The organism is Cyanobium gracile PCC 6307, assembly GCF_000316515.1.
GTDB classification, from domain to species: domain Bacteria; phylum Cyanobacteriota; class Cyanobacteriia; order PCC-6307; family Cyanobiaceae; genus Cyanobium; species Cyanobium gracile.
This window is the reverse complement of record NC_019675.1, coordinates 439821-465316: the sequence shown is the minus strand read 5'-3', so window position 1 is coordinate 465316 and position 25496 is coordinate 439821. Positions and strand designations below refer to the sequence as shown.

Sequence of the window (25496 nt, the reverse complement as noted above, 5' to 3'; positions counted from 1 at the left end):
GGTGCAGGCTCAAGGAGGACAGGCTCCGGGGGCAGGGGTGAAGGGGAACGGGTGCCGGCACCCACCAGCGGTGGTGGTCGGACTGGCGCCATTCTGGGGCCTGCCACCACCGCTGGAGATCGCCGTGTGAACCGAATCAGCCCTGCCGACGGCGGTGGTGCCCTCCCGGCCGGGGCCTGGATGGTGCTGAGCGCCCTCGCCTTCAGCCTGATGGTGGTGGGGGTCAAGCAGGTGGGCGACCGTCTCCCGCTGGCCGAGGTGGTGCTGGCCCGGGCCCTGGTGAGCCTGGCCCTGAGCTACGCCATGGTGCGCCGGATCGGCGTGGATCCCTGGGGGCAGCGCCGGGGGCTGCTGGTGCTGCGGGGTCTGGTGGGCAGTGCCGCCCTGTTCTGCGTCTACGCCGCCGTCGTGCGCCTGCCCCTGGCCGCCGCCACAGTGCTCCAGTACCTCTACCCCACCTTCACGGCGCTGCTGGCCTGGCTGCTGCTGGGCGAGCGGCTGGGGCGGCGGGTGCTGGCGGCCATGGGACTGGGCTGGCTGGGGGTGCTGCTGGTGGCCCGGCCCACGGCCAGCGCCCCCCTGCCCGCAACCTGGGTGCTGGTGGCGGTGGCCGGCGCCCTGCTCACCGCCGTGGCCTACGTGAGCGTGCGGCGCCTGGCGGAGAGCGAGCATCCGTCCGTGATCATCCTCTACTTCCCACTCGTGGCCGTTCCCCTCAGCCTGCCGGCGGTGCTGCTGGAGCCGGTACTGCCCACACCGCCCGAGCTGCTCTGGCTGGTGGCGGTGGGGGTGTTCACCCAGCTGGGCCAGGTGGGTCTCACCCGGGCGCTCATTCAGCTGCCGGCGGCCCGGGCCACGGCGATCAGCTACGTGCAGGTGGGATTCGCCGCCCTCTGGGGCTGGTGGATCTTCGGAGAACCCATCGATCTGCCCACCGCCGGCGGGGCGGGCCTGATCCTGGTGGCCACACTGATCGCTCTTCGGAAGCCCCCCGGAGTGGGCTCAGCGATGGAATCGGCACGGGAGCCGCCCGTACGATGACGCCGCCGGATTGGGTTCCTCCGCTGTCCCCGCCACTCGCCGTTGGGCTCCATTGCTGGCTGGCCACGGCGGAGGCCGGCCTGGGCCACGGAACCGGGATGAGCCTGCTGCGGCCGGCGATTCCTCCCAGTGTGGTGCCGTTGCCGCTGATGATGGTGACGGTCGGGGGCATCTTTCTCGGCACCCTGGCCATCAGCCGCTTCTCCCTGAAGATCGGGGTCCCGGCCATCCTCGGCGTGCTGCTGTTCGGGCTGCTGATCAACCCCTCGGTCACCCTGTTCAGCCAGGACACGATCCTGCGACTGCAGGCCCTGAGTCTGTCGATTCTGCTGTTCAACGCCGGCCTCGAGACCGACATCCGCTCGATCCGCGGTTTCCTCGAGTACGGCATCATCCTGGCGGTGGGCGGGGTGATCCTCTCCAGCCTGCTGCTGGGGGTGATCATCTGGCTCGTGGCCTCCCCCGATGCCGGCGGCATCGAACTGGGCTTCCAGCAGATGCCGCTGGCGGTGGCCATGCTGATCGCCGCCTGTCTGGGCTCCACCGATGCGGGAGCCACCATGAATGTGCTGCAGTCACTGCAGAAGGCGATCCCGCCGAAGCTGGCGGCCCTGGTGCAGTTCGAATCGGCGGTGAACGATCCCACCGGCATTCTTTTCCTCGGCCTGGTGATCGGCCTGACGAGCATCGATGGCGGCAGCAGTGGCCACACGGTGGTGCTGGAGCAGCTGCAGACGTTCCTGCAGAAGATCGGCTCGGGCCTGCTCGTCGGGGTGTGCGTGAGCTACATCGGCCGCTTCAGCCTCAACCGGCTGGTGCGGGATCCGAGCCAGCTGCTGATTCTTGGCATCTCCATTGGCCTGATCTCCTATGGCCTGGCGGAGCTGCTGGGGGGATCCGGCTTCATCAGCGCCTACATGGCCGGCCTGGTGCTCAGCAATCTTCCCTACAGCAACGAACGGATCACACCGGGGGCCCTGCAGCAGACCCTGCTGCCGTTCAACACCATGACCGAGATCACCGTGTTCCTGATCTTCGGACTCAGCGTCCATCCCCGGGCGCTGCTTCCCTCGGTGCCGGAGGGCATCATCGTCGCCATCGCCATGATGCTGGTGGCCCGACCGGTGAGCATTCTGCTGCTGCAGCGGTTCTCCCCCTTCGATCGGCGCGAGTCCCTGCTCGTGTCCTGGTGCGGTCTGCGCGGAACCGTTCCCCTCGCCCTCAGTTTCGTGATGGTGGAGGCCATCCCCCAGGTGCGCGGCATCGACCCGGCCACCGTGCCCAGCCTGGTGAGGAACGCCGGGGGCATCGTCTTCTGCGTCGTGGTGATCAACCTCCTGGTGCAGGGGCTGACCCTGCCGCGAGTCATCCGCTGGCTGCGGCTCTCCGAAGGGGCCCCCTCAGCCCCGTGAGCGCAGGGGCAGGGGGTCGGTGATCCAGTCCTGGCGGCTGCCATCGCTGCTGCCGCTGGGACGGGCCAGCCGCCAGCTCTCCCCCCTGGAGCCAGGCTGCAGGTAGAGCTCAAAGGGGCTGTCGACCCGGATGGCATCCCCCGGCAGGCGCCAGTCGAAGCGGCCGGTGAGATGCAGGCCGCGGTCCGCCCCGATGGCCACCGCCTCCTGGGCATCCACCCGAACCCGGCTCACCTCGGGCAGGCCGTCCGCCTGGAGGTCGAGAGCCCGGGCGATCGCCCCCTGGGTGAGCTGGATCTGCAGGGACAGGGCCTCGAGCAGCACCCCCCTGGGGGGCTGGCCGACCCGGCTGCAGCCCCCCAGAAGCAGCAGCACGGCCAGCAGCCCCGCCAGCAGCACCCCCGGCACCCGGGCCGGCACCGGGGCAGGCAGCGACGGGATGCGGTGCTGGGGGCTTGGCAGGAGGGGCAGCATGGGGGCTGACGCACGTTTCACCATGATCGGCTGGCTGCAGGGGCGACTGGCCGAACCATGGCAGCAGGCTCACCGATGCGGGGCGCTGCTGATCTGCCAGGGGGTGGGGTACGAGGTGCAGCTCACCCTGCGCCAGTGGCGCCGGTTGCCGGAGGAGGGCAGCGACCTGGGCCTCTACATCCACCACAGCATCCGTGACGACGGCTGGACCCTCTACGGCTTCCCCGATCGCCGCGAGCGGGACCTGTTCAGGGAGCTGGTGGCCGTGAGCGGCGTGGGCCCCCAGATGGCCCTGGGCCTGCTCGGGGCGCTGGAGGTGCCCGATCTGGTGCGCGCCATCGTCCACGCCGACCTGCGCAGCCTCTGCCTGGCTCCAGGGGTGGGAAAGCGCACGGCCGAACGGCTGTCGGTGGAGCTGCGGGCGCGCCTGCAGGAGCGCTTCGCCGGCCTGGTCGATCCCCTGGAGGACGACGGGGAGCCCGGCGATGGGGTCGACGGCGCCCCTTCGGCCCCCTGCCGCGAAGAGGTGCAGATCACCCTGGTGGCCTTGGGCTACGAGCCCCTGGAAATCCACCGGGCCCTGCGGGCCGTCGCCGCGGGCCTCGACGCCTCCGCCGGCGCCGACGACTGGATCCGGGAAAGTCTGCGCTGGCTGTCCCGCGCCGTGGCCTGAATCGGGCGGCTCCGGGGGTGGGCCAACGGGCCGCACGTTAAGGTGTTGGTTTGCACCGTCCGGGCCCCGATCCGCCCATGCCGCTCACCACCACCCAGAAACAGGAACTGATCAATTCCCATCAGGCCCACGGCACCGACACCGGCTCGGTGGAAGTGCAGGTCGCGATGTTGAGCGAGCGGATCCAGCAACTCAGTGGCCACCTGCAGAAGAACATCCATGACTTCTCCTCGCGCCAGGGCCTGCTCAAGATGATCGGCCGCCGCAAGCGCCTGCTCGGCTACCTCCGCGCCCAGAGCGAGACCCGCTACGCCGAACTGATCAAGAAGCTCGGCATCCGCGGCTGAGGACGGTTCCATGGCCCGTCGGCCGAAGCCGAAATCCTTCCGGGCAGACCGTCCCGTACCGACGACCCCGGCCAAGGCGCCGCGCCAGCAGGTGATCCCCGAGGCGGTGGCCAACCGCATGGTGCGGCGCATCGCCATCGCCACCGGCACCCCCACCGTCCTGGGCATGGGGGTGTTCGTCGCCAGCTACCTGCTGGTGAGCCGGGGTGTGCTCGACATTCCCCCCGGCCTCACTCTGGTGGGCTCGGGGGCCTTCTTCCTGCTCGGCCTGCTGGGCCTCAGCTACGGCGTGCTTTCGGCCAGCTGGGAGGATGGCCCGGGCAGCCTGCTGGGCCTCGAGCAGATCGGCGTCAACATCGGCCGGGTGCGGGCCTCGGTGCGGGCGATGCGCCAGGGCGCCGCGGGCCCGGGCTCCGGCTCAGGCACTCCCCAGGGGTGAGCGCAGCCAGGCCCTGAAGTCGGCCGAGGCCAGGGTCTGCACGGCCGCCGACGCATCGGCGACGCAGAACTGGCCTCCCAGGCGCACGAAGCGTGTTTCATCCTGGTGCTTCACCAGCGCCACCACCGGCACCCGCACCCCCGCCTCCTCCTGGCCAGGACGGTGGCGGGTGAGGCATTCCCGCAGGCGGTGCTGGACGGCGATGTCTCCGGCCTGCTCAGGGGCCAGTTCCACCATCACCAGCTGCAGATCCTCGATGCTGCGGCAGTCGTCCACGAGCAGCTGCACCCGGTCGTCGCGGCGGTCGACACCGGCCCAGAGCAGCAGCCGGGCATCCACCATCAGGTGATCGGCCAGGCGGGCGTAGCTCTTGGGGAACACCACCGCCTCGCAGGCTCCGGTGAGATCCTCCAGCTGGAGCACGGCCATGCGGTCCCCCTTGCGGGTGGTCACCGGACGGATCTCGCTCACCATCACCACCACGCTCACCTTGGCCTTGTCGGCCATCTCCTCGAGATTGGCCAGGCCGATCGGCGTGAGCAGCCGCACCTGGGAGGCGAGTTGGCGCAGGGGGTGGTCGGAGATGTAGAAGCCCAGCAGCTCCTTCTCCAGCTTCAGCTTCTCAGTGGGGGGATAGTCGGCCACCGGAGCGGCCTTGGGCGGGGCAGGGGCCTCCACGGCGGCGGCGCCCTCCGAAGCACCCGCAGCACCGCCGCCGAACAGGTCAAACAGATTCCCCTGGCCGCTGGCCCGGTCGCGGGCGCGGGAGCTGGCCCAGTCGAGCACCAGATCGAGGTCGGCCATCAGCTGGGCCCGATTGGCCTTCGGCTCCAGGCCATCGAGGGCCCCGCAGTGGATCAGGGACTCGATCGCCCGGCGGTTGAGCTGCTGGCCGGGGATCCGGTCGCAGAGATCGGCCAGGTGCAGGAAAGGGCCGCCGCTGGAGCGGGCCTCGATCAACTGGCGGATGGCGCCGTCCCCCAGGTTGCGGACGGCGGAGAGGCCGAAGAGGATCTTCTTGCCCACGGGCGTGAAGTCGATGCCGGAGGCATTGACGTCCGGCGGCATCACCTCGATGCCCATGGCCTGGCAGTTGGCGATGTAGCGCTGCACCTTGTCGGTGGTGCCCGCATTCACCGTGAGCAGGGCCGCCATGTAGGCCACCGGATGGTGGGCCTTGAGGTAGGCGGTCTGGTAGGTGACGGCGCCGTAGGCGGTGGAGTGGCTCTTGTTGAAGCAGTACTCGGCGAACAGCACCATCTGGTCGAACAGGGCTTCGGCAATGGCGGCCTCAACGCCGCGTTCGGTAGCGCCGGTGACGAACTGGTGGCGATGCTTCTGCATCTCCGACACCTTCTTCTTGCCCATCGCCCGCCGCAGCAGATCGGCTTCACCGAGGGAATAGCCGGCCAGATCCTGGGCGATCCGCATGATCTGCTCCTGGTAGACCATGATCCCGTAGGTCTCCTTGAGGATCGGCTCCAGCTTGGCGTGGGCCACGTCGATGGCCTCGCGGCCGTGCTTGCGGTTGATGAATTTGGGGATCAGGCCCGCATCGAGGGGGCCAGGCCGGTAGAGGGCCAGGATCGAGGAGATGTCCTCCAGGGAGGAGGGCTTGAGGTCGCGGACGATCTGGCGCATGCCGCTGGATTCGAGCTGGAAGATGCCCTCCAGATCGCCCCGGGCCAGCAGGGCATAGGTGCCGGGATCGTTGGCTGGCAGGGCATCGGGGTCGAGCCGTTCCCCCTCGGCCTGGGCCACCAGCTCGATCGTCTTCTCGATCATGGTGAGGTTCTTCAGGCCCAGGAAGTCCATCTTCAGCAGGCCCATCGCTTCGACGTCCTCCATGAAGTACTGGGTGATCACCTGGCCGTCGTTGTTGCGCTGCAGGGGCACCAGCTCGTCGAGGGGTTCAGCGGCGATCACCACCCCGGCGGCATGGACACCGAAGGTTTTGTTGGTGCCCTCGATGCGGCGGGCCAGGTCGACCCAATGGCGCACCTTGGGATCGTTCTCGTACTTCTCGCGGAACTCCGGCACGGGCGATTCGGGGCCGATCATCTCGGCGAGCTTGGCGGGCTTGCCCCGGGCCACGGGAATCAGCTTGGCCAACCGGTCGGCTTCGCCGTAGGGGATGTCGAGCACCCGGGCCACGTCCTTGAGCACCGCCTTGGAGGTCATCCGGTTGAAGGTGATGATCTGGGCCACCTTGTCCTCGCCGTAGCGGCGGGTGACGTAGTCGATCACCTCGCCGCGGCGCTCGATGCAGAAATCGGTGTCGATGTCAGGCATCGACTTGCGTTCCGGGTTGAGGAAGCGCTCGAACAGCAGGCCGTGCTCCACCGGGTCGATGTTGGTGATGCCGAGGGAATAGGCCACCAGCGACCCGGCGGCCGAACCCCGGCCCGGCCCCACCGGGATGCCGTTCTCGCGGGCGAAGCGGATGTAGTCCCAGACCACCAGGAAGTAGGTGGGGAAGCCCATCTGCTCCATCACCTGCAGCTCGAACGCCAGCCGCTCCCCGTAAGCCGGATCGATGGCGGCGTCGGCGGCGATCCCCAGCCGGTCCCGCAGTCCCTGGTGGCTCACCTCGCTGAGGTAGCTCACCGGCGTGTGGCCCTCGGGGATCGGGAAGCGGGGCATCTGGTAGCGCCCGAGGATGTCGTAGTCCTCCACCTTCTCCGCCACCTTGGCGGTGGTGGCGATGGCGCCTGCGATCACCTCGGGCTCAAGATGGTCGGCGAAGAGCCGGGCCATCTCCGCTTCGCTCTTGATGTATTCGGTGCCCGTGTAGCGCAGTCGCTTCTCGTCGCTGATCAGCTTGCCGGTGAGGACGCACAGCAGGGCGTCGTGGGCCTCGACGTCGTTGCTGGTGAGGTAGTGGGCGTCGTTGGTGGCGACCAGGGGAATGCCCAGCTCGGCACTGATCCGCGCCATCTCAACGTTGACGATGCGGTCCTCGACGCCTCCGTGGTCCTGGATCTCCAGGTAGAAGTCGTCCCCGAACACCTCCCGGTACCAGCTCGCCACCTCGCGGGCCACCTCCGGGCGACCGCGCAGGATCGCCTGGGGGATCTCGCCGCCCAGGCAGGCGGTGGCCACCATCAGCCCTTCGCTGTACTGCCGCAGCAGGGCTTTGTCGATGCAGGCCCGGGCGAAGATCCCCCGGCCGCGCATGCCGCGAAGGTGGCTGATGCTGGTGAGCTTCACCAGGTTGCGGTAGCCGACGGCGTTCTTGGCCAGGACCACCAGGTGGTAACGGCGCTCCTTCTTCGGCTGGGGGTCGTCGATCGAGCCGTTGATGACGTACATCTCGTTGCCGATGATCGGCTTGATGCCCGCCTTGGTGCAGAGCTTGAGCAGCTCGATGGCGCCGTACATCACCCCGTGGTCGGTGAGGGCCAGGGCCGGCATGCCCAGCTCCACGGCCCGCTGCACCATCGCCGGCAGCTGGGAGGCCCCGTCCAGCAGGCTGTAGTCACTGTGGTTGTGGAGCGGAACGAAGGCCACGGCTCGGAGGGCAGCGCCACCACATGTTGCGGCCACCTTACCTGGGACACCACCAGATCTGGTGTCCTGGCTATCGGACCGCCTGGAGATTGGGGCAGGGCGTGGCCCAGAGGTTCTGGAGCTTGGTGGCCTGGTCGGTGTCGCCCTTGGCCGTGAGCTGGTTCACCGTCAGCTGAATCCGCTCACAGTCGACCTGCTTCTCAAGCCTGGCGCGCTGGGTCCGCAGCTCCTGAAGGTCCCGTTCCGCCTGCTGGCGCCTGGCCTGCTGCTGGCCATCGGCGGCCTGGAGCCGGTTCGCTCCGGCGTCCATCTCCCTGAGCTGCAACTGCAGGGCAGCCTCACGCTGCGAGGCGGATTCCAGTTCATTCTTGAGGGCGATTTCGCCCTCCATCCGTTGCATGGCCTCCCGGTTGGCCTGATCCTGGGCCGCCTGGGTCTGGGCCTCAGCTTGAAGCCGTTGCTGATGCTGGTTGTTGAGGATGGCGAAACCGGTCACCGCCAACACCACGGCAGTGACCAGAGCCAGCCAATACCGATTCTGTCGATCCTGGGGACGGCGGTCTTGTGGAAATTGATCTTCTGGATGTTCCATACTTCTCTCTACTCAGGCTGCAGGGCCACGCAGCGAGAACCATGCGGCGGATCCGTGGCCGATGTGATGCAACCGCGTTCATGGAGCCGCAGCCAACCATCCCTGAGCGGGGCTGCCTAGGGCGGTGCCCAGGTGCACCGGCCGGCCTCCAGTGCATCAGAATCATCCACGAACTGGATGATCCTTCCATCGTTGCGGATGTACTGGAAATCATCAATCAGTGCCCCTTCGTTGGTGTAGACATACCGCCCTGCCGATTCAGGAGCGATCGCTTCCATCCACTGCGTCTCGAACTCCGATGGCCTTCCCCCTTCGACCCGCCTGAGCTCCGTCACCTTCAACAGTTTCAGGGGGATGGGCCCACGGCTGCCCTGGTAGAGCACGTAGGCGCTGGAATCACTGTTGGATCGAAGGCCGAACTGGATTCTCTGAAGAGGCTCCACGCCGATGGATCTCAGGCAGCGGACATTGTCCTGAGCGGCCCGGACGGGAAGGGCGGTGGCGATCAGGAACAGCAGGGCGGCCACGCCGCGTTTCATCGGGATCTCCTTGCTGGAGGGCATGATCCATCAGCCCCTGTCGATCGGCCTGGAGACATGCTGATGGGCAACCTTCCATCGTCCGTCACGCTTTCGCAGGCCGAACGTGATCCGCACCATATCGCTGAACATCTGTCCGTCCGGGAGTGTTCCCCCGCACTGGAGCAGGCCAAAGGCATAACCCACGTCGGCTCCTGCCTCGACAGCGAGATCCTGCAGGGCAAACAGCACGGCGCCGCGGGCGTCCGGCTGCCAGGACTCCCAGCTGGCGCGGTACTGGGCCGCCGAGGTGTACCGCAGCGGCGACAGGACATCGAAAATCACCAGGTCGTCCTGATGGTGGGCGAGAACGTCGTCCTGGCGACCCTCCCGGGTGGCTTCGGCCCACCGATTCAGCACCTGTCGGATCGCCGCTTCGTCCGGGTTCATCGCCGGCGACACCCGATCAAGATCACCACCCTAAGGGCGTGTCCGGTGGCTCCTCCGGGAAGGTGGGAATTCTCCCTTCTGATCAGGCCACCAGCGCCGCTGCGGGCCGGGCGTCCATCACCCGGGCCGCCTGCTCGTACTGGTGGGCCACCCGCAGCAGCTTGGGCTCCTCCAGCACGCCGGTGATCAGCTGCAGGCCGATCGGCAGGCCCTGGGCGTCGAAGCCGCAGGGGACACTGATGGCCGGCAGGCCGGCCAGGTTGGCGGGGATGGTGAGCAGGTCGGCCAGGTACATGGCCAGGGGATCGCCGGCGTGGGCGCCGCTGGGAAAGGCGGTGGTGGGCGAGGTGGGGGTCAGCAGCACATCGACAGTCTCGAAGGCGCGGTCGAAATCGCGGCGGATGAGGGTGCGCACCTGCTGGGCCTTGCGGTAGTAGGCGTCCACGTAGCCGGCCGACAGGGCATAGGTGCCGATCAGGATGCGGCGCTGCACCTCCTCGCCGAAGCCCTCGGCCCGGCTGCGGGCGGTCATGGCCGCCAGGCCGTCGCCGCCCGGCTCGCCGGGAGCGGCCCGGAAGCCGTACTTGACGCCGTCGTAGCGGGCCAGGTTGGCGGAGGCCTCCGAGGGGGCGATCACGTAATAGGTGGCGATGCCGTCGTTGAAACGGGGGCAGCTCACATCCACCAGCTCACAGCCCAGGGCCTCCAGCTGGGCGGCGGCCGTCAGCACCGAGGCCTTCACTTCGGGATCAAGGCCCTCCTGGTCGAAGCATTCCCGGATCAGGCCCACCCGCAGCCCGGCGATGGGTGTCTCCAGGTCGGCGGAGTAGTCGGGCACCGGCGCCCGCAGGCAGGTGGCGTCGCGGGGGTCCTCCCCGGCGATCGCCTGCAGCAGCTCGGCGGCATCGGCCACGCTGCTGCTGAACGGACCCACCTGGTCGAGGGAGGAGGCGAAGGCCACCAGACCCCAGCGGCTCACCCGGCCGTAGGTGGGCTTGAGGCCCACCACCCCGCAGAAGCTGGCGGGCTGGCGGATCGATCCCCCGGTGTCGGAGCCCAGCGAACCGATGCATTCACCGGCGGCCACGGCGGCCGCACTGCCGCCCGAGCTGCCGCCGGGCACCCGATCCGGACTCCAGGGATTGCGGCTGGCGCCGAAGGCCGAGGTCTCGGTGGAGCTGCCCATGGCGAACTCGTCGAGGTTGGTCTTGCCCAGCAGCACCGCGCCGGCCCGCCAGAGCCGCTCGGTCACCGTGGATTCATAAGGGGGGACGAAGTTCTCCAGCATGCGGCTGGAGCAGGTGGTGCGGATGCCCTTGGTGCAGAGGTTGTCCTTGATCGCCAGAGGAATGCCGGCCAGGGGGGGCAGGGTCTCGCCCGCCGCCCGGGCCGCGTCGATGCGATCGGCATCGGCCCGCGCCCGCTCGGCGGTGACCTCCAGAAAGGCATGCACGGTGGAATCGACCGCCGCGATGCGCGCCAGGTGGCGATCCGTGAGCTCCCGGGCCGACACCTCGCCCCGCCGAAGCTGCTCCCGCCATTCGGCGATGCCCATCCAACCGCTAGCCAGCTGCGATGGACGCTATCAGTCGGCCAGAATCAGTTGGCCAGATCTGGAGATTCGGTGAACGGCTCGCTGCGGCCGGTGCGCAGGCACTGGTGCTCCAGGGAGGCCGGTGACTCCGCCCGCAGGTCGTCCAGGAAGGCGGGCAGCGCCTGCTCCAGCGTCCGCCGCCGCACGAAGGGCCCGAACCAGTACACCGCGTCGGGGGAGTGGGTTTCCACCCGCGCCCACCAGGCCAGGCCCAGCCCATTGGCGATGCCGCGCATGGGCCAGAGCAGTGGGTTCATGGAGGGGAGGGGGCGGCGAGGTGGCCATTCTGGGGGGCGGCTGGGCCACCCCCGCCGGTGGCATCAGAGGCGGATGTCACCGTCAAAGCCCGGCTGGGGCGATGGCAGGTAAGGCAGGGGCTCCAGGGGAATCGCCGGAGCCTCGGGGACCGGGGGAGCCTCGGGGACCGGGGGAGCCGTCGCCTCCGGCGGCACCGGGAGGGCCTCCGCGGCCGGTTCCATGGCAGCGGTATCCAGCGGTTCGGCGGCTGGTTCGGTGGCTGGCTCGGCAGGTTCGAGCGGTTCGGCCAGCTCGGCGGCGGGCGTTTCAGCTGCCTCCTCCGGCTGGCTCTCCTCAGGCCCGTTCCCATCGTCGAGCTCCTCGGCCGCCGCGTCGTCCGGGAGTGCCGCCTCCACCTCCGGCCCAACCGCCGCTTCAGGCCTAACCTGGGCTTCGGGCCCAACCAGCGCTTCGGGCGAGGCTTCCAGCTCGGGGTCGGGGGGCGCCGGCATCGAGGGCCGCACGATCCTGGGGGCGGGGGCGGTGCCCGTCAGACCCCGCATCCAGCCGCGGCGGGCGACTTCGTAGAGCAGCAGCGCCGTCGCCACCGAGGCGTTCAGGCTCGGCGTGGCACCCCGCAGGGGAATGCGCACCAGCTGGTCGCAGGAGCGGCGGGTGAGCAGGGACAGGCCGTCCCCCTCCGAACCGGTGACCACCACAAGGGGACCCTCCAGGTCCACCTCCTCCAGGCTGACGGTGCCCTCCTCCGCCAGGCCCACCACCCGGTAGCCCTCCTGCTTGAGGGCGTCGAGGGAGCGGTTGAGGTTGACCACCCGGGCCACGGGAAGGTGCTCAAGGGCGCCGGCCGCCACCTTCGCCACCGAACCCGTCAGGCCGGCGTTGCGGCGCTGGGGCAGGACCATGCCGTGGGCCCCCAGGGCCTCGGCGCTGCGGACGATGGCGCCGAGGTTGTGGGGGTCGGTGAGGCCGTCCACCGCGATCAGCAGGGGCGCTTCACCGATGCTGCGGCAGCCTTCGATCAGGCTGGTCAGGTCGAGGGTCTCGGCGGCGGCGGGTTGCAGCACGATCCCCTGGTGCACGGCCCCCCCGGTGAGCTGGCCCAGGCGCGCCCAGGTCACCTCCTCCACCAGCACGCCGGAGGACTTGGCCTCCCGCAGCAGCTGCAGGAAACGGGGGTTGAAGCGCATCTCGGGCGTGCACCACACCCGGTGGATCGGCCGGCCGCTCTCCAGGGTGGCCTGGGTGGAATGGCGGCCCCAGATGAGGTCGGTGGGGGCGGCGGCGGCGAAGGCCTCCGCCGCGCCACGGAAGTCGACGTCAGAACCGTCGGATTCCGGCCGTTCCGGGCTGCGTCCCTGGAAGGGGCGAGGGGCGCGATCCGCGTCCCGGAACAGGGCCGGGCCCCGGCGGGCCGGAGCCGAGCGGGTCGGGCTGGGACGGCCGGTGGTCGGGCGTCCGGCCCCAGAGCGGCCGGGGACGGGTCGGCCGAAGGAGGGGCGGGCGGGGCTGAAGCGCTCGCCCGTGCGGCGCTCCCGGGTCGGGCGGCCGCTGCCGCCGCGGAACTCGCCGGATCCATCACCGCCGGGGCGGCCGTCGGAGGGGCGGCGGCCGTAGGGGCTGCCGGGGCCGCGATCGGGGGCACCCGACCGCTCGCCAGCTCGCTCACTGCCGCGTTCACCGCCCCCCTCAACGCCACGCTCCCGGTCGAAGGGCGGCCTGGCACGGCCAAAGGGATCGCCGGGACGGCGGGGGCGGGGCGAGGCGGAACCGCGGCTGACGGGGCGCCCGCCGGCACCGGAGCCGAGGCGCCGGGGGGTCCGGTCGGCGCCGGGATCGGAGCGGCGGTCAGGACGACGGTCGGGGCGGCGGTCGCCGCGGCGGTCAGGGGAGGGACTCATGGGCTGGCGGATGGGGAACGGGGTTCGGTCTTCTCGAGATGGTCCAGCAGCTCAGCCAGCCGTCTGGGGTCCTGCAGAAAAAGCCATCCCAGCATCGTCTCAAATCCCGTGGCCTGCCCATAGGCCTGGGGTGCTCCTCGGCGCGGGCCCCGCCCGGCCTGGTTGCGTCCCCGCAGGACCACACGGCGCTCCGCCTCACTGAGCAGGGGATCCAGTCGCCGCAGGGCCTCGGCCTGGGCCTCGGCCTGCACCTCCCCCACCACCGCCCGATGCAGATCGGCGGCCTTCGCCGGCTGGCGGCAGTGGCGCAGGCGCTGATGCAGTTCCCACACCGCATCCCCCAGCCAGGCCAGCTGGGCCGTGGCGAGGGCTGTCGCTGGAGGCTGGGGGGGCACGGAGGCCACCCAGTGGCCGGACCCCTCAGGAGGGGGCGAGGCTGCCAAGGGCGGACTCCAGGTCGGGTTGCAGGTGCAGGAAGGCCTCCAGGCGCACCAGCTTGACCGTCTGGACGACCCTGGCGTTGCCGACCACGAGGAACTGGCGGGCGCTGTCGTTGAACAGCTTGGCCAATTGCACCAGGGCACCGAGTCCGGAGGAATCGATGAAATCGATCCGGCTGAGGTCGATGACCACCGGGAGGGTCTCTCCCTTGTGGCGGTCGGTGATGAATTCGGTGAACTGCTTGTCGGAATAGGCGTCCAGCTGCCCTGTGAAACTGAACAGCAGGCACGCATCCCGCCGTTCGCTGCCCCCTCTCAGGGAGACGGTCAGTCGCTGCAGGTCGGTGATGGCCCCAGTCCTCAAGGTGTGGAACGCGCCGAACTGTAGAGACCCCCATCCCGAATGCGGGAACCGCAACGAAACGTGCCGATTCAGCGACGTTCCGCCATCAGCGCCACGAACCGGGCGAAGTGGTGGTCGGCGTCGTGGGGACCGGGGCTGGCCTCCGGGTGGTACTGGATGCCGAAGACGGGCTGATGACGCAGGGCCAGGGCGGCCACGGTGCGGTCGTTGAGGTTGAGGTGGGTGATCGCCACCCGCTCGGACGGCAGGGAGGCCGCATCGAGGGCGAAGCCGTGGTTCTGGCTGGTGATCTCCACCGACCCGGGGGAGCCGCAGGGGTGGTTGAGGCCGCGGTGGCCGTAGCCGAGTTTGAAGCTGCGGCCCCCCAGGGCCAGGCCGAGGATCTGGTGGCCGAGGCAGATGCCGAAGAGCGGCAGCTGCGGCAGCTGCAGCAGATCCCTGGCCAGGGCGATCCCCTCGGCCACGGCGGCTGGATCTCCGGGGCCGTTGGAGAGGAACACCCCTTCCGGCTCCAGGGCCAGCACCTGATCCAGGGTGGCGTCCGCCGGCAGCACGGTGACCGCACAGCCGTGGGCCACCAGGCGCTCCAGGATGGCGCGCTTGATGCCGAAATCGATCGCCACCACCCGGTAGGGACGGTCGGGACGGGGCTGGAGCCGGGTGTCGAACGCGGCCGTACAGCTGCGGTCCCAGGTGTAGGGCTCCCGCGTGCTCACCTGGGCCGCCAGATTGAGGCCGTCCATGGAAGGGGCGGCCCGCACCTGATCCAGCAACGTGGCCGGGTGGGTGCCGTCGCTGGCGATGGCGCCGTTGAGGGCGCCGCCTTCCCGGAGATGGCGCACGAGGGCCCGGGTATCGACACCCCGGATGCCCACCACCCCCTGGCGCACCAGCCAGTGGTCGAGCGTCTCCTCGCAGCGCCAGCTGCTGGGCCGGGGGGCGAGCTGGCGCAGGATGCAGCCGCGGGCGTGGGCGTGGTCGGCCTCCAGGTCCTCGCCGTTGACGCCGGTGTTGCCGAGTTCGGGGTAGGTGAAGGTGACCAGCTGGCCGGCGTAGCTGGGGTCGGTGAGCACCTCCTGGTAGCCGGTCATGCCGGTGTTGAAGACCACCTCGCCGCAGACATGGCCGCGGGCGCCGCAGGCCAGCCCCCGCAGCACGGTGCCATCGGCCAGAACGAGCACGGCCGGCGTGCCGCCATCGCTGCTGGGGGCCTCGGGGGCCGCCTGTGGGGTGTCCAGGGGGGCGTCGGCAGGAATCCCGATCATCCTTCAGACCCCGCCAGAGCGCCGCGCAACGCCTCCAGCCTGGCCCAGGCGCTGCCGTCGCCCAGGGCCTGGCGGGCCCGCTCCAGACCCGCGGCGATGGACGGCTCCAGCCCCGCGGCCCACAGCACCAGAGCCGCGTTCAGGGCCACCACATCGGCCTGGGCCCGGGTGCCGCCGCCCTGCAGGACTGCCTCGAGGATCGCGCGGTTGGCGGCCACATCCCCACCCTTGAGGGCCTCCAGATCCGCCGGGGCCAGCCCCAGCGCTGCGGGGTCGAGCCAGTCGCGACGTACCTCACCGTCCTCCAGCAGGCGCAGCTCGCTGGGGCCCGAGAGGGTGGCCTCATCGAGGCCGCCGTGGCCGTGGACGACGACGGCCCGGCGCTGGCCGAGGCGGCGCAGGGCGTCGGCCATCGGATCGAGCAGGTCGGGCCGGGCCACACCCAACACCTGGGCCTCGGGCGTCAGGGGATTGACGAGCGGTCCCAGCAGGTTGAAGACGGTGCGCACACCGAGGGTGCGGCGCAGGGGGGCCATGCCCACCAGGGCCGGATGCCAACCCGGGGCGAACAGGAAGGTGACGCCGGTGCGCGGCAGGGCCTCCACCACCGCGGCCAGGGGAGCCCCCAGGTCGAGGCCGAGGGCCTCGAGCACGTCGGCTGAACCGACCCGGCCGCTGGCGCTGCGGTTGCCGTGCTTGGCCACATGGGCGCCACAGGCGGCGGCCGTGAAGGCCACGGCGGTGGAGATGTTGAAGCTGTCGGCGCCGGCGCCGCCGGTGCCGCAGGTGTCGATCAGCTCCAGCGGCGGCCGCTCACCCGGCAGGGGGCAGGCCTGCCGCAGGACGGCGGCCATCGCCGCCAGTTCCTCGCCGCTGGTGCCCTTGGCCCGCAGGGCGGCCAGCAGGCCTCCGGTGAGCACCGGGTCGATGCTGCCGTCCAGCCAACCCCGCATCAGGGCCGCGGCCTGGTCGGCCTGGAGATCCCGGCCGTTGAGGAGCTGCTCCAGCAGCTGGGGCCAGGTGGGGGAGGCGGACATCACCGAACGCTGAAGCATCAGCGGCAACTTACGGGAGTCCGGCCATGGGCCGGAAGGGGAGTAAGGCGCGCAAGAAAAAAGCCCGGGTGCAGAGCACGCCGGGCCGGGTGATGGGGACGCTCCCACTATCGCCCGAAGTGGGCCGTTCTGACCAACGGGCCAAGTTGGCCGGCCGCCAGCCCTCAGCTGGCGTCGTCGGAGGCGGTGTCGAAGCCTGAGCCCACCGCTTCGGCCACCGGCGCGGAACCGGGCCGGAACCCGGCCGCCCAGATGGCCCGGGTGCGGGCATGGAGCGCCGCGACGTCCAGACCCCAGAGGCGCAGGATCCGCTCCAGATCGTCACGGATGTCGGCGGCGCCGGGAAAGCCCGCATAGCGCATCAGTAGCCGGGCCGCATCCACCAGGTGGCCGTCCTCGGGGCGCTCCACCGCCAGCAGCCGGTCGACCGTCTCCCGGTCGATGGCATGAAGGGGGTGGTTCTGGTCGTCCATGGCCCGGGCGGCCCGGGGGCCAGGGGAAGGATGCCTAGGTTAGGGACCCCCTTGCCCCGCCTTCCTGCATGGCTGCCCTGCGGCTGGATCTGATCGGGCGGTACCTACGGCCCCACAGACGCACGGTGCTCGTGGGGGCCGCCGCCCTAGTGGTGGTGAACCTGCTGGGCGTGGCGATCCCGTTGGTGGTGCGGCAGTCGATCAACGAGCTCAAGCCGGGCTTTGTGCTGGCGGACGTGCTGGGCGTGGCCGGGCTGATCATCGTGATGGCCACGGTGATGGGGGCCACCCGTCTCTATTCCCGGATGCTGGTGTTCGGGGTGGGCCGCCAGGTGGAGGCGAGCCTCAAGGAGCGCATCTTCGACCACGTGCTCACCCAGGACCCCGGCTGGGTGCAGACCACCGGCAGCGGCGAGGTGATCAGCCGGGCCACCAGCGATGTGGAGAACATCCGGCGGCTTCTGGGCTTCGCCCTGCTCAGCCTCACCAACACGGTGCTGGCCTACGCGCTCACCCTGCCGGCGATGCTGGCGATCGATCCGCTGCTGAGCCTGGCGGCCGTCTCCCTCTATCCGGGGATGCTGATGGTGGTGCGCCTGTTCGGCGGCCGCATGATGAAGCAGCAGCGGCGCCAGCAGGAGGTGCTGGCCAACCTCAGCGACCTGGTCCAGGAGGACCTCAGCGGCATCGGCGCCATCAAGATCTATGGCCAGGAGGTCACCGAGGAAAAGGCCTTCGCCGACCTCAACAAGGTGTATCTGGACGCCCAGCTCTCCCTGGCGCGCACCCGCAGCACCCTGTTTCCGATGCTGGAGGGGATCGCCTCCCTGAGTCTGCTGCTGCTGCTGGCCCTGGGCAGCGGCCAGCTGGAGAACGGTCGGCTGAGCATCGGCGATCTGGTGGCCCTGATCCTGTTCGTGGAGCGCCTGGTGTTCCCGACGGCCCTGCTTGGATTCACCCTCAACACCTTCCAGACCGGCCAGGTGAGCCTGGAGCGGGTGGAATCCCTGCTGAGCCATCCCCCCGCCATCGTCTCCCCCGCCGATCCCCTGCCCCCGGCCCGGCCGGCCCTCGGGGCGGTCGTGGCCCGGGGGCTCACGGTCCGGTATCCGGGGGCGGCGCAGCCATCCCTGGAGAAGCTCAGCTTCACGATCCGCCCCGGGGAACTGGTGGCGGTGGTGGGCCCGGTGGGCTGCGGCAAGACCACCCTGGCCCGGGCCCTCGGCCGGATGGTGGAGGTGCCGCCCGACCAGCTCTTCCTGGACGGTGTCGACGTGACGCGGCTGCGGCTCAGCGACCTGCGCCGCCAGGTGGCCCTGGTGCCCCAGGAGGGCTATCTGTTCACCGCCAGCCTGGCCGACAACCTGCGCTACGGCGATCCGGAGGCCGGCATGGACCGGGTCGAGGAGGCCGCCCGCCAGGCCCGCCTGGAGGGGGACATCAAGGGCTTCCCCGACGGCTACCGCACCCTGGTGGGGGAGCGGGGCATCACCCTCAGCGGCGGACAGCGCCAGCGCACCGCCCTTGGGCGGGCCCTGTTGGTGGACGCCCCCCTGCTGGTGCTCGATGACGCCCTGGCCAGCGTCGACAACACCACTGCCGCGGGCATCCTGCGCTCGGTGCGCGAGGAGCAGCGGCGGACGGTGGTGATGATCAGTCACCAGCTCTCGGCCGCGGCGGCCTGCGACCGGATCCTGGTGCTGGAGGCGGGCCACCTCGTCCAGGAGGGGCACCACAACGACCTCCTCCAGCAGGAGGGCACCTACCGCCGGCTCTGGGACCGGGAGGAGGCCGACCGCCAGCTCCAGGCCGCCTGAGTCGCCTTTGCCTGCTGGCCGCGAGGGGCGGTTTCAAACAGTTGTTGAGCAGCCCGCATCCGGGCCGCCGGCTGGGCTTATCTGGAATGGCCGTGGTTTCCTCAACGCCTGCCACGCCGTTCCCATGGCCCCCACCCCGTCGTTCCTCAGCCAGCAGCCATACAACGTTCGTTGCACCCTGACCTTCGGTGACATCTACGCCCAGGTGCTGATCTGGATGGCGGTGATCTTCGTCAGCCTGGCGGCGGGTCTGGCCCTGATGGGGGCGAGCCGGCCCCTGTTCGCCCTGGTGGGGGTAGGGCTGATCCTGGTGCTGTCGCTGCCCTTCCTGCTGTTCGCCTTCATCACCACCCTGCTGAACCACATCGCCCTGGTACCGCAGCAGGACCAACAGGGCGCTGCCTAGGCTGATTGCCCCGATACGAAACCCCTTGTTCGGCCTCTTCAGCAGCCCTGCGAGCGAAACTAACCCTGCGGGAGGCAGCGCCCTGCATGTGGTTCTCGGCACCCCCTTGATGGCCCCAGCGGCGGTGGGCCAGGCCGAGGCCCAGTTCGGCTGCGGCTGTTTCTGGGGAGCGGAGAAGGGCTTCTGGCGGCTTCCCGGGGTGATCACCACCGCCGTGGGATACGCCGGCGGCCAGCTCGCCTCCCCCACCTACGAGCAGGTGTGCAGCGGCCGCAGCGGCCACGCCGAGGTGGTGCGGGTGGTCTGGGACACCGCCCGGGTCTCCTTCGCCGACCTGCTCAAGCTGTTCTGGGAGTGCCACGACCCCACCCAGGGCAACCGCCAGGGCAATGACCGGGGCAGCCAGTACCGCTCGGCCATCTTCGTCGATGACCCGGAGCTGCTCGCCCTGGCCGAAGCGAGCCGCCAGGCCTATCAGAGCGCCCTCGACGCCGCCGGCGGCGGCCGGATCACCACGGAGATCGCCACTGGCCAGCGGTTCCACTTCGCCGAGCCGTATCACCAGCAGTACCTGGCCAAGCCCGGCAGCCGTCCCTACTGCTCCGCCCAGCCCACCGGGATTCCCCTGGGCGACTTTCCCGGCGCCACCTACCTCCTTCCCGCCCGCGTGTGGGAAAGCTATGACTGGGCCATCCCCCATTGCGTCCTTCGCGGCGACAATGCGCCGATCGCCCTCGTCTGACCGCCTCCGCCATGGCCGCCCCCCCGCTGCTCGCGCTCGGACTTCTGCCGCTGCTGGCGATGCAGTCCCCGTGGTGGGAGAACTACGACATCCGCGAACGGTTCCTCTGCGGTGACCGCCTCTCGGTGGTGCTTGAGCGCAACGCCTCCCAGGCCTCCCTGATCGCCGGCCGCACCCGCGCCACCCTGTTCCGGGAGACCTCCGATGCGCCGGGCCTGCGCTATCAGAACGAGTCCCTGCGGGTGATCCTGCGGGGCGATGAACTCACCCTCGAGCAGCTGCCCATCAAACGGATCTGCGTGCGCAGCGAACAGGTATGAAGCCCCTCTCCGATCGGGTCGTGATCGTGGCCCTGATCGCCGCGGTGGGGATCTGTTTCGCCCTGGCCTTCTGGACCGTGCGCCTGAACCCCTCCGGGGAGCCTCCGCTGCAGTGGCGCCAGGGGGGCCCCAGTGCCCTGCTGCCGGGAGCCCCGGCGGCGGCCTTCCTGCCGTGAGAGACCCCGCCGAGGAGCAGGACCCGCCGAAGCGCCAGCTGCATCCGCTGCCCAGAGGGCTGGTGGAGCTCTACGGCCTGCTGGCGGTGCTGTTCGTTTTGGTGCCCGAATGGATGGCCGGTGGGGCCCTGAAGGGCTTCCCGGAGGGTCGCGGGGGCTCGGAGCTGCCCCTGCCGTCGATGGCCTGGCAGCGGCTGCCGGAACTGCAGCTGGCCACCATGGGACTGGCGGAACTGCGGCTGCTGGCCCGTCGCGAGCACATCCAGGGCTACGCGGGCATGGCCCGCCAGCGGCTCACCAACTGCCTGATGCGACGGCTCTCCAGGCGGCGCGGGACCCCCAGGACGCTGTGATAGCTTCATGCCGCCGGGGCGTAGCGCAGCTTGGTAGCGCACCACTTTGGGGTAGTGGGGGTCGTGGGTTCAAATCCCGCCGCTCCGATTGAGCCGGTCCGCCGAACGTTCACCCTCCGGGGGTGTCGGTGGTTTTCCTTCCCGTCAGCTGATCCCGTCAGCTGATTTTTTTTGCCCCTCCCCAGTTCCCCGTGACACCGACGGTCGGCCTCAGCGCAGGCGGGTGAGCACGTTGAAGCGGACCAGCCAGAGGTTGACCCGTCGCCGCAGCCGGGGGGGCACCTCCTGCACCAGCTGGAACAGCTCCTGGGACGCCAGCCGGCGCAGGGCCCGCACATCGACCCGCCAGAGGGCTTCCGCTTCCCGGATCAGCCGCGCCCAGGTCCGGGCCGTCTGCCAGCGACGCACGCACTGCTGGGCGGGGTCACCGCCATCAGCGGAGCCGGTCGGCGACCGGGTGACCATGGCTCCGACGCCGGAAGAACAACCCAAGGGTGGGGAGGCTGGGCAGCAGCGCCCGGGATCCCCGGTTCTGCTTCAAGCATCGAAACAAAAACGGAAGAGTCCCGGCCGAGTCGCCGCCGGCCTCAGGCGCTGTGGGCCAGCCGATCGGCAGGAATCGGATCCGCCACCAGCTCGACGGGGAAGGGCAGCGCCTCCACTTCCCGCCGGCTCAGTCGGCGGCTCCAGGCGCGCGGCACGGCCTCGTTCCAGCGGAAACCGGCCTCCTTGGCGCGGTGACGCTCGGCGTAGGGCAGTTCGGCGCGATAGAGGCTGCGGGGCTCCAGGGCGGCCAGCAGCAGCGCCTCCAGATCGCCACAGCGCTCGAACACCTGGGCCAGGTAGATGCAGTCGGTGAGGGCCCGGTGGGCGGCCCACACGGGAACCCCATAGGCCAGGGCCAGATCGCGGACCGAGGGGGTACTGCGCAGCTGGCGCTCGGCCGGCCAGCGGATGTCTTCCATCGAGCAGATCCAGGGGCGCTCCAGGGGCGGCAGGGGCCCGAGGCCGAACCACTGGCGATCGAAGGCGGCGTTGTGGGCCACCACGGCGTCACAGGCGGCGGCCATGGCCGAGAAACAGGCCAGGGCCTCCTGCCGGGGCTGCTCCAGCCGCGTCACGGCGGCGGGGATGCCGTTGATGGCCTCGGCGGCGTTGGCCGGGCAAGGCAGCAGGAACGACACCTGGGTGAGCACGGCCCGGTGGGGCACGTGGAACAGGATCGCCCCCACCTCGATGCACTGCCCATGGAGGGTGGAGAGGCCCGTGGTCTCGGTGTCGAGGATCAGCAGGGTCTCGGGAGCCCGGGGAAGGGCCCGCTGGGGACGTCCCGCGCAGGCCGGCAGGGTGATGGCAACGGGCCGCGGCGGTTCGACGGGGGCCGCCAGGCCCAGCAGGTCGTTCTGCTGCCAGAGACCGGGTTGCTCCTGCATCGGCGCCATCCGCACGCTGCCCCATGGTCGCAAGCCGGGCAAGGCCTTCCAGGCCCACCCCTCCGGCCCCACCCTGCGGCCCCGTGCCCGACCCCGCCGGTGCCGGCTTCCTAGAGTCGGTCGATCCTGCCCCGTCCCCCGCTCCGTGGCCCCAGCCCTCGCCCCCGGCGACACCGCCCCCCTGATCGCCCTCCCCGACCAGGACGGCACCGAGCGCCGAAGCGACCGCCTGGAGGGTAGGGCCCTGGTGCTGTTCTTCTATCCCAAGGACGAGACCCCCGGCTGCACCATGGAGGCCTGCGCTTTCCGCGACAGCTACGCCGACCTGCAGGCGCTCGGGGCCGAGGTGTGGGGCGTCAGCGGCGACGATGCCTCCAGCCACCGGCGCTTCGCCAACCGCCACCGGCTGCCCTTCCCCCTGCTGGTGGATGGGGGCAACCGGCTGCGCAAGGCCTTCGGCGTTCCCAGCGTGCTGGGGCTGCTGCCCGGACGGGTCACCTACGTCATCGACGCGACAGGGGTGATCCGCCACGTGTTCAACAACCTGCTGGACGGCCCGGCCCACCGGCGCGAGGCCCTCGATGCCCTGCGCGGCCTCCAGGCCTCCTGAGCCGGCTCGCGATCCAGCACGGGGGGAGCGGACGATGACGGCATGGCGACAGCAGGGGGAGCTCTGGCGGCTGGAGTCGCCGGGGCGGCCCCGCGGGCTGATCGAGTTCATCGGCGGCAGCTACCTGGCCGCCACCCCCCAGCTGAGCTACCGACGCTGTCTCGAGGCGCTGGCGACGCGGGGCTGGCGGATCCACGCCTGGAGCTACGTGCCGGGATTCGACCACCAGGCCCAGGCCAACGCCGCCTGGCGCCTGTTCCGCCAGCAACGGGAACGGGAGCCGGAGCCGCTGGCCCCCGGCGGGGCCGCCTCCCCCCTGATCCGGCTGGGCCACAGCCTCGGCTGCAAGCTGCATCTGCTCGCCCCCGACGGCGGCCGTCGCTGCGATGGCCTGGTGGCCCTCAGCTTCAACAACTTCTCCGCCGAGCGCTCGATCCCCTTCCTGGCGGAGCTGGGCCAGCAGTTCCGCTTCCGCAGCGAGTTCAGCCCCTCCCCGGAGGACACCCTGCGGCAGATCGGCAGCAGCTACCGCCAGCCCCGCAACCTGGTGGTGCGCTTCAGCCGCGACACGATCGACCAGAGCGGCCGGCTGATCGGCGTGCTGCAGGCCAGGGCAAGCGATGCCTCCACCCTGCTGGAGCTGCCGGGGGACCACCTCACCCCGGCCAGTGGAGGCCTGCGCAAGCAGTTTCTGGGGGAATGGGCCGATGATCCAGCCCGCCAGCGGTCCATGGAGCGGCTGGCCGAGCAGATCTGCGCCTGGTCCAGGACGGCCTGAGGCCACCCGACCAGGCCTGCGCCCTCACACCCTCAGGGCATCGAGCACCGAACGGTCCTCCAGGGTGGAGGTGTCGCCGCTGACGTCCTCCCCCGCCGCCAGGGACCGCAGGATGCGGCGCATGATCTTGCCGCTGCGGGTCTTGGGCAGCGCATCGGTGAAGCGGATCACGTCAGGCCGGGCGATCGGGCCGATCTCCAGCCCCACATGGCGGCGCAGCTCGGCCTCCAGGGCCGCATCGCCCTCCAGGCCGACATCAAGGGTGACGAAGGCGACGATCCCCTCCCCCTTGAGTTCGTCGGGCCGGCCCACCACCGCCGCCTCCGCCACCGACGGGTGGCTCACCAGGGCCGATTCGATCTCCATCGTGCCCAGCCGGTGGCCGGAGACGTTGATCACGTCATCGACCCGGCCCATCACCCAGAAGTAGCCGTCCGCATCGCGGCGGGCGCCGTCGCCGGCGAAGTAGAGCCAGCTGCCGTCGGCGGGGCGGATGTGCTCCCAGTAGCTGCGGCGGAAACGCTCCGGGTCGCCGTGGACGGTGCGCATCATCCCGGGCCAGGGACGCCGCACCGCCAGGTAGCCCCCCTGCCCCGTCGGCACGCTGTTGCCCTCCAGGTCGACCACGTCGGCGGCGATGCCGGGCAGGGGCAGGGTGGCCGATCCCGGCTTGGTGGGGGTGGCCCCGGGCAGGGGGCTGATCATCACCCCGCCGGTTTCGGTCTGCCACCAGGTGTCCACCACGGGGCAACGGTCGCCGCCGATCACATCCCGGTACCACATCCAGGCCTCGGGATTGATCGGCTCGCCCACCGTGCCCAGGATCCGCAGCGAGCCCATGTCGTACTGATCCGGCACCGCGCGGCCGCTCTTCATGAAGGCCCGGATGGCGGTGGGGGCGGTGTAGAAGATCGTCACCCCGTGCTTCTGGATCACCTCCCAGAAGGCTCCGGGCTTGGAGGGGCGGGGCGCCCCCTCGTACATCAGCGTGGTGGCGCCGTTGGAGAGCGGCCCGTAGACGATATAGCTGTGGCCGGTGATCCAGCCCACATCGGCGGTGCACCAGTGGATGTCGTCCTCGCGGATGTCGAAGATCCACTGGAAGGTGAGGTGGGCCCAGAGGTTGTAGCCCGCGGTGGTGTGCACCACCCCCTTGGGCTTGCCGGTGGAGCCGGAGGTATACAGCACGAACAGCCGGTCCTCGCTGGCCATGGGCTCGGCGGGGCAGTCGGCGCTCTGGCCGTCCACCAGCTCGTGCCACCAGACGTCACGTCCGGCCTCAAAGGCGGTGGCCTCGCCGGTGCGGCGCACCACCAGCACGTGCTCGACGCTGGGGCATCCTTCTGCCAGGGCCTGGTCCACCGCGGGCTTGAGGGACACGGCCTTGTCCTTGCGGAAACCGCCGTCGGCGGTGATCACCAGCTTCACCTGCCCGTCGATCAGGCGGTCACGCAGGGCCTCGGCCGAGAAGCCGCCGAACACCACCGAGTGGGGAGCCCCGATGCGGGCGCAGGCCAGCATGGCGATGGCCGCCTCCGGCACCATCGGCATGTACAGGGCCACCAGATCCCCCTTGCCCACACCGAGGGCCTTGAGGGCGTTGGCGGCACGGCAGACCTCGGTATGCAGTTCGCGGTAGGTGAAGCGGCGCACGTCGCCCGGTTCCCCCTCCCAGATCAGGGCCGTCTTGTCGGCGCGGGGGCCGTCCAGATGGCGATCGAGGCAGTTGTACGAAAGGTTGGTGGTGCCACCCTCAAACCAGCGGGCGAAGGGCGGGTTGCTCCAGTCGAGCACCGTGTCGAAGGGCTTGAACCAGTGCAGCTCCGACCGGGCCGCCTCGCCCCAGAAGCCGTCCGGATCGGCTTCGGCGTGTGCCGCCAGAGCCTGGTAGGCCGCCATCGAACCGATGCGGGCCTCGGCGGCCAGCTGGGGCGGCGGGGCGAACTGCCGCTCTTCCTGGAGCACCGACTCGATGGTGGGGGAGGAGTCCTGGGTCATGGCGAGGCCTGCCGGGCAGGCTGGGGCATGGTGCATTCAACCGCAGCCGGGCCACGCTGG

At 70.3% G+C, this 25496-nt stretch carries 29 protein-coding genes and 1 tRNA gene; 14 read left to right on the top strand and 16 right to left on the bottom strand.

Features of this window, described 5'->3' with window-relative positions:
* The first annotated feature begins 126 nt into the window (after positions 1-126).
* Complete coding sequence (locus CYAGR_RS02035; protein WP_245552582.1) at positions 127-1041, top strand: DMT family transporter; 915 nt, start codon at positions 127-129, stop codon at positions 1039-1041.
* A 98-nt stretch (positions 1042-1139) separates the two neighbouring features.
* Positions 1140-2453, top strand: coding sequence for a cation:proton antiporter domain-containing protein (locus CYAGR_RS02030; protein WP_043325327.1), 1314 nt, complete (start codon positions 1140-1142; stop codon positions 2451-2453).
* Here the strand turns inward: CYAGR_RS02030 and CYAGR_RS02025 are convergent.
* Complete coding sequence (locus CYAGR_RS02025) at positions 2442-2927, bottom strand: hypothetical protein (protein WP_015108094.1); 486 nt, start codon at positions 2925-2927, stop codon at positions 2442-2444. The genes CYAGR_RS02030 and CYAGR_RS02025 overlap by 12 nt on opposite strands.
* A 22-nt stretch (positions 2928-2949) precedes the next feature.
* Between CYAGR_RS02025 and ruvA the strand changes: the two genes are divergently transcribed.
* The 3 genes from ruvA (at position 2950) to CYAGR_RS02010 (ending at position 4386) form a co-directional block, all read left to right on the top strand.
* Positions 2950-3600: a Holliday junction branch migration protein RuvA gene (gene ruvA, locus CYAGR_RS02020; protein ID WP_015108093.1), complete on the top strand. Its 651-nt coding sequence runs from the start codon at positions 2950-2952 to the stop codon at positions 3598-3600.
* A gap of 77 nt (positions 3601-3677) precedes the next feature.
* Positions 3678-3947, top strand: a complete 270-nt coding sequence (gene rpsO, locus CYAGR_RS02015; RefSeq protein WP_015108092.1) for a 30S ribosomal protein S15 — start codon at positions 3678-3680, stop codon at positions 3945-3947.
* A 10-nt stretch (positions 3948-3957) separates the two neighbouring features.
* Entirely contained in the window at positions 3958-4386 is a 429-nt protein-coding gene (locus CYAGR_RS02010) for a PAM68 family protein (protein ID WP_015108091.1), read from the top strand.
* On the opposite strand, the gene CYAGR_RS02005 is transcribed toward CYAGR_RS02010, so the two are convergent.
* The 12 genes from CYAGR_RS02005 to CYAGR_RS01950 all read right to left on the bottom strand — a co-directional run bounded on the left by CYAGR_RS02005 (position 4366) and on the right by CYAGR_RS01950 (position 16803).
* Positions 4366-7896, bottom strand: coding sequence for a DNA polymerase III subunit alpha (locus CYAGR_RS02005; RefSeq protein WP_015108090.1), 3531 nt, complete (start codon positions 7894-7896; stop codon positions 4366-4368). The two genes, CYAGR_RS02010 and CYAGR_RS02005, sit on opposite strands and share 21 nt — an antisense overlap.
* Positions 7897-7966: 70 nt before the next feature.
* Entirely contained in the window at positions 7967-8392 is a 426-nt protein-coding gene (locus tag CYAGR_RS02000; protein WP_172637145.1) for a hypothetical protein, read from the bottom strand.
* A gap of 212 nt (positions 8393-8604) precedes the next feature.
* Positions 8605-9051, bottom strand: a complete 447-nt coding sequence (locus CYAGR_RS16285) for a hypothetical protein (RefSeq protein ID WP_015108088.1) — start codon at positions 9049-9051, stop codon at positions 8605-8607.
* 6 nt (positions 9052-9057) lie between these two features.
* Complete coding sequence (locus tag CYAGR_RS01990; RefSeq protein ID WP_015108087.1) at positions 9058-9456, bottom strand: YybH family protein; 399 nt, start codon at positions 9454-9456, stop codon at positions 9058-9060.
* Between the two features lie 82 nt (positions 9457-9538).
* On the bottom strand, positions 9539-11011 hold the full coding sequence (gene gatA, locus CYAGR_RS01985; protein ID WP_015108086.1) for an Asp-tRNA(Asn)/Glu-tRNA(Gln) amidotransferase subunit GatA: 1473 nt from the start codon (positions 11009-11011) through the stop codon (positions 9539-9541).
* Positions 11012-11055: 44 nt separating this feature from the next.
* A complete protein-coding gene (locus CYAGR_RS01980) occupies positions 11056-11307 on the bottom strand; it encodes a DUF1816 domain-containing protein (protein WP_015108085.1) in 252 nt (83 codons plus the stop codon).
* Positions 11308-11370: 63 nt separating this feature from the next.
* Positions 11371-13206: a 23S rRNA (guanosine(2251)-2'-O)-methyltransferase RlmB gene (gene rlmB / locus CYAGR_RS16815; RefSeq protein ID WP_015108084.1), complete on the bottom strand. Its 1836-nt coding sequence runs from the start codon at positions 13204-13206 to the stop codon at positions 11371-11373.
* The gene (locus CYAGR_RS01970; RefSeq protein WP_015108083.1) at positions 13203-13610 is read right to left on the bottom strand and encodes a Mini-ribonuclease 3; all 408 of its coding nucleotides are present in this window, start codon (positions 13608-13610) and stop codon (positions 13203-13205) included. Before CYAGR_RS01970 ends, rlmB begins: the two co-directional genes overlap by 4 nt.
* 16 nt (positions 13611-13626) lie before the next feature.
* Positions 13627-14010: an STAS domain-containing protein gene (locus tag CYAGR_RS01965; protein WP_015108082.1), complete on the bottom strand. Its 384-nt coding sequence runs from the start codon at positions 14008-14010 to the stop codon at positions 13627-13629.
* 68 nt (positions 14011-14078) lie between these two features.
* A complete protein-coding gene (gene carA, locus CYAGR_RS01960) occupies positions 14079-15275 on the bottom strand; it encodes a glutamine-hydrolyzing carbamoyl-phosphate synthase small subunit (RefSeq protein ID WP_015108081.1) in 1197 nt (398 codons plus the stop codon).
* Positions 15272-16312 carry an anthranilate phosphoribosyltransferase gene (trpD, locus tag CYAGR_RS01955; RefSeq protein WP_172637144.1) on the bottom strand — a complete coding sequence of 347 codons (1041 nt, stop codon included), beginning with the start codon at positions 16310-16312 and terminating at the stop codon, positions 15272-15274. The genes carA and trpD overlap by 4 nt, the downstream gene beginning before the upstream one ends.
* 182 nt (positions 16313-16494) lie before the next feature.
* Positions 16495-16803, bottom strand: coding sequence for a DUF3288 family protein (locus tag CYAGR_RS01950; protein ID WP_015108079.1), 309 nt, complete (start codon positions 16801-16803; stop codon positions 16495-16497).
* Between the two features lie 68 nt (positions 16804-16871).
* Between CYAGR_RS01950 and CYAGR_RS01945 the strand changes: the two genes are divergently transcribed.
* The 7 genes from CYAGR_RS01945 (at position 16872) to CYAGR_RS01915 (ending at position 20705) form a co-directional block, all read left to right on the top strand.
* Positions 16872-18620 carry an ABC transporter ATP-binding protein gene (locus CYAGR_RS01945; RefSeq protein WP_015108078.1) on the top strand — a complete coding sequence of 583 codons (1749 nt, stop codon included), beginning with the start codon at positions 16872-16874 and terminating at the stop codon, positions 18618-18620.
* Positions 18621-18744: 124 nt separating this feature from the next.
* Positions 18745-19026, top strand: coding sequence for a hypothetical protein (locus CYAGR_RS01940; protein WP_015108077.1), 282 nt, complete (start codon positions 18745-18747; stop codon positions 19024-19026).
* 109 nt (positions 19027-19135) lie between these two features.
* A complete protein-coding gene (gene msrA / locus CYAGR_RS01935) occupies positions 19136-19768 on the top strand; it encodes a peptide-methionine (S)-S-oxide reductase MsrA (protein ID WP_156818357.1) in 633 nt (210 codons plus the stop codon).
* An 11-nt stretch (positions 19769-19779) separates the two neighbouring features.
* Entirely contained in the window at positions 19780-20088 is a 309-nt protein-coding gene (locus CYAGR_RS01930) for a hypothetical protein (protein WP_015108075.1), read from the top strand.
* Complete coding sequence (locus CYAGR_RS01925; protein ID WP_015108074.1) at positions 20085-20264, top strand: hypothetical protein; 180 nt, start codon at positions 20085-20087, stop codon at positions 20262-20264. Before CYAGR_RS01930 ends, CYAGR_RS01925 begins: the two co-directional genes overlap by 4 nt.
* A complete protein-coding gene (locus CYAGR_RS01920; protein WP_015108073.1) occupies positions 20261-20617 on the top strand; it encodes a hypothetical protein in 357 nt (118 codons plus the stop codon). Before CYAGR_RS01925 ends, CYAGR_RS01920 begins: the two co-directional genes overlap by 4 nt.
* 14 nt (positions 20618-20631) lie before the next feature.
* Positions 20632-20705, top strand: a tRNA-Pro gene (locus tag CYAGR_RS01915).
* Between the two features lie 122 nt (positions 20706-20827).
* Here the strand turns inward: CYAGR_RS01915 and CYAGR_RS01910 are convergent.
* Together CYAGR_RS01910 and CYAGR_RS01905 are read right to left on the bottom strand one after the other, a co-directional pair.
* A complete protein-coding gene (locus CYAGR_RS01910; RefSeq protein ID WP_015108072.1) occupies positions 20828-21082 on the bottom strand; it encodes a hypothetical protein in 255 nt (84 codons plus the stop codon).
* A 122-nt stretch (positions 21083-21204) separates the two neighbouring features.
* On the bottom strand, positions 21205-22050 hold the full coding sequence (locus tag CYAGR_RS01905; protein WP_015108071.1) for a 3'-5' exonuclease: 846 nt from the start codon (positions 22048-22050) through the stop codon (positions 21205-21207).
* A gap of 145 nt (positions 22051-22195) precedes the next feature.
* Here CYAGR_RS01905 and CYAGR_RS01900 point away from each other — a divergent pair, with 145 nt between their 5' ends.
* The gene (locus CYAGR_RS01900) at positions 22196-22660 is read left to right on the top strand and encodes a peroxiredoxin (protein WP_015108070.1); all 465 of its coding nucleotides are present in this window, start codon (positions 22196-22198) and stop codon (positions 22658-22660) included.
* A 34-nt stretch (positions 22661-22694) separates the two neighbouring features.
* Positions 22695-23438, top strand: coding sequence for a DUF1350 family protein (locus tag CYAGR_RS01895; protein ID WP_015108069.1), 744 nt, complete (start codon positions 22695-22697; stop codon positions 23436-23438).
* 24 nt (positions 23439-23462) lie between these two features.
* Here CYAGR_RS01895 and acs read toward each other — a convergent pair whose 3' ends face one another.
* A complete protein-coding gene (acs, locus tag CYAGR_RS01890) occupies positions 23463-25436 on the bottom strand; it encodes an acetate--CoA ligase (protein WP_015108068.1) in 1974 nt (657 codons plus the stop codon).
* Positions 25437-25496 lie beyond the last annotated feature (60 nt).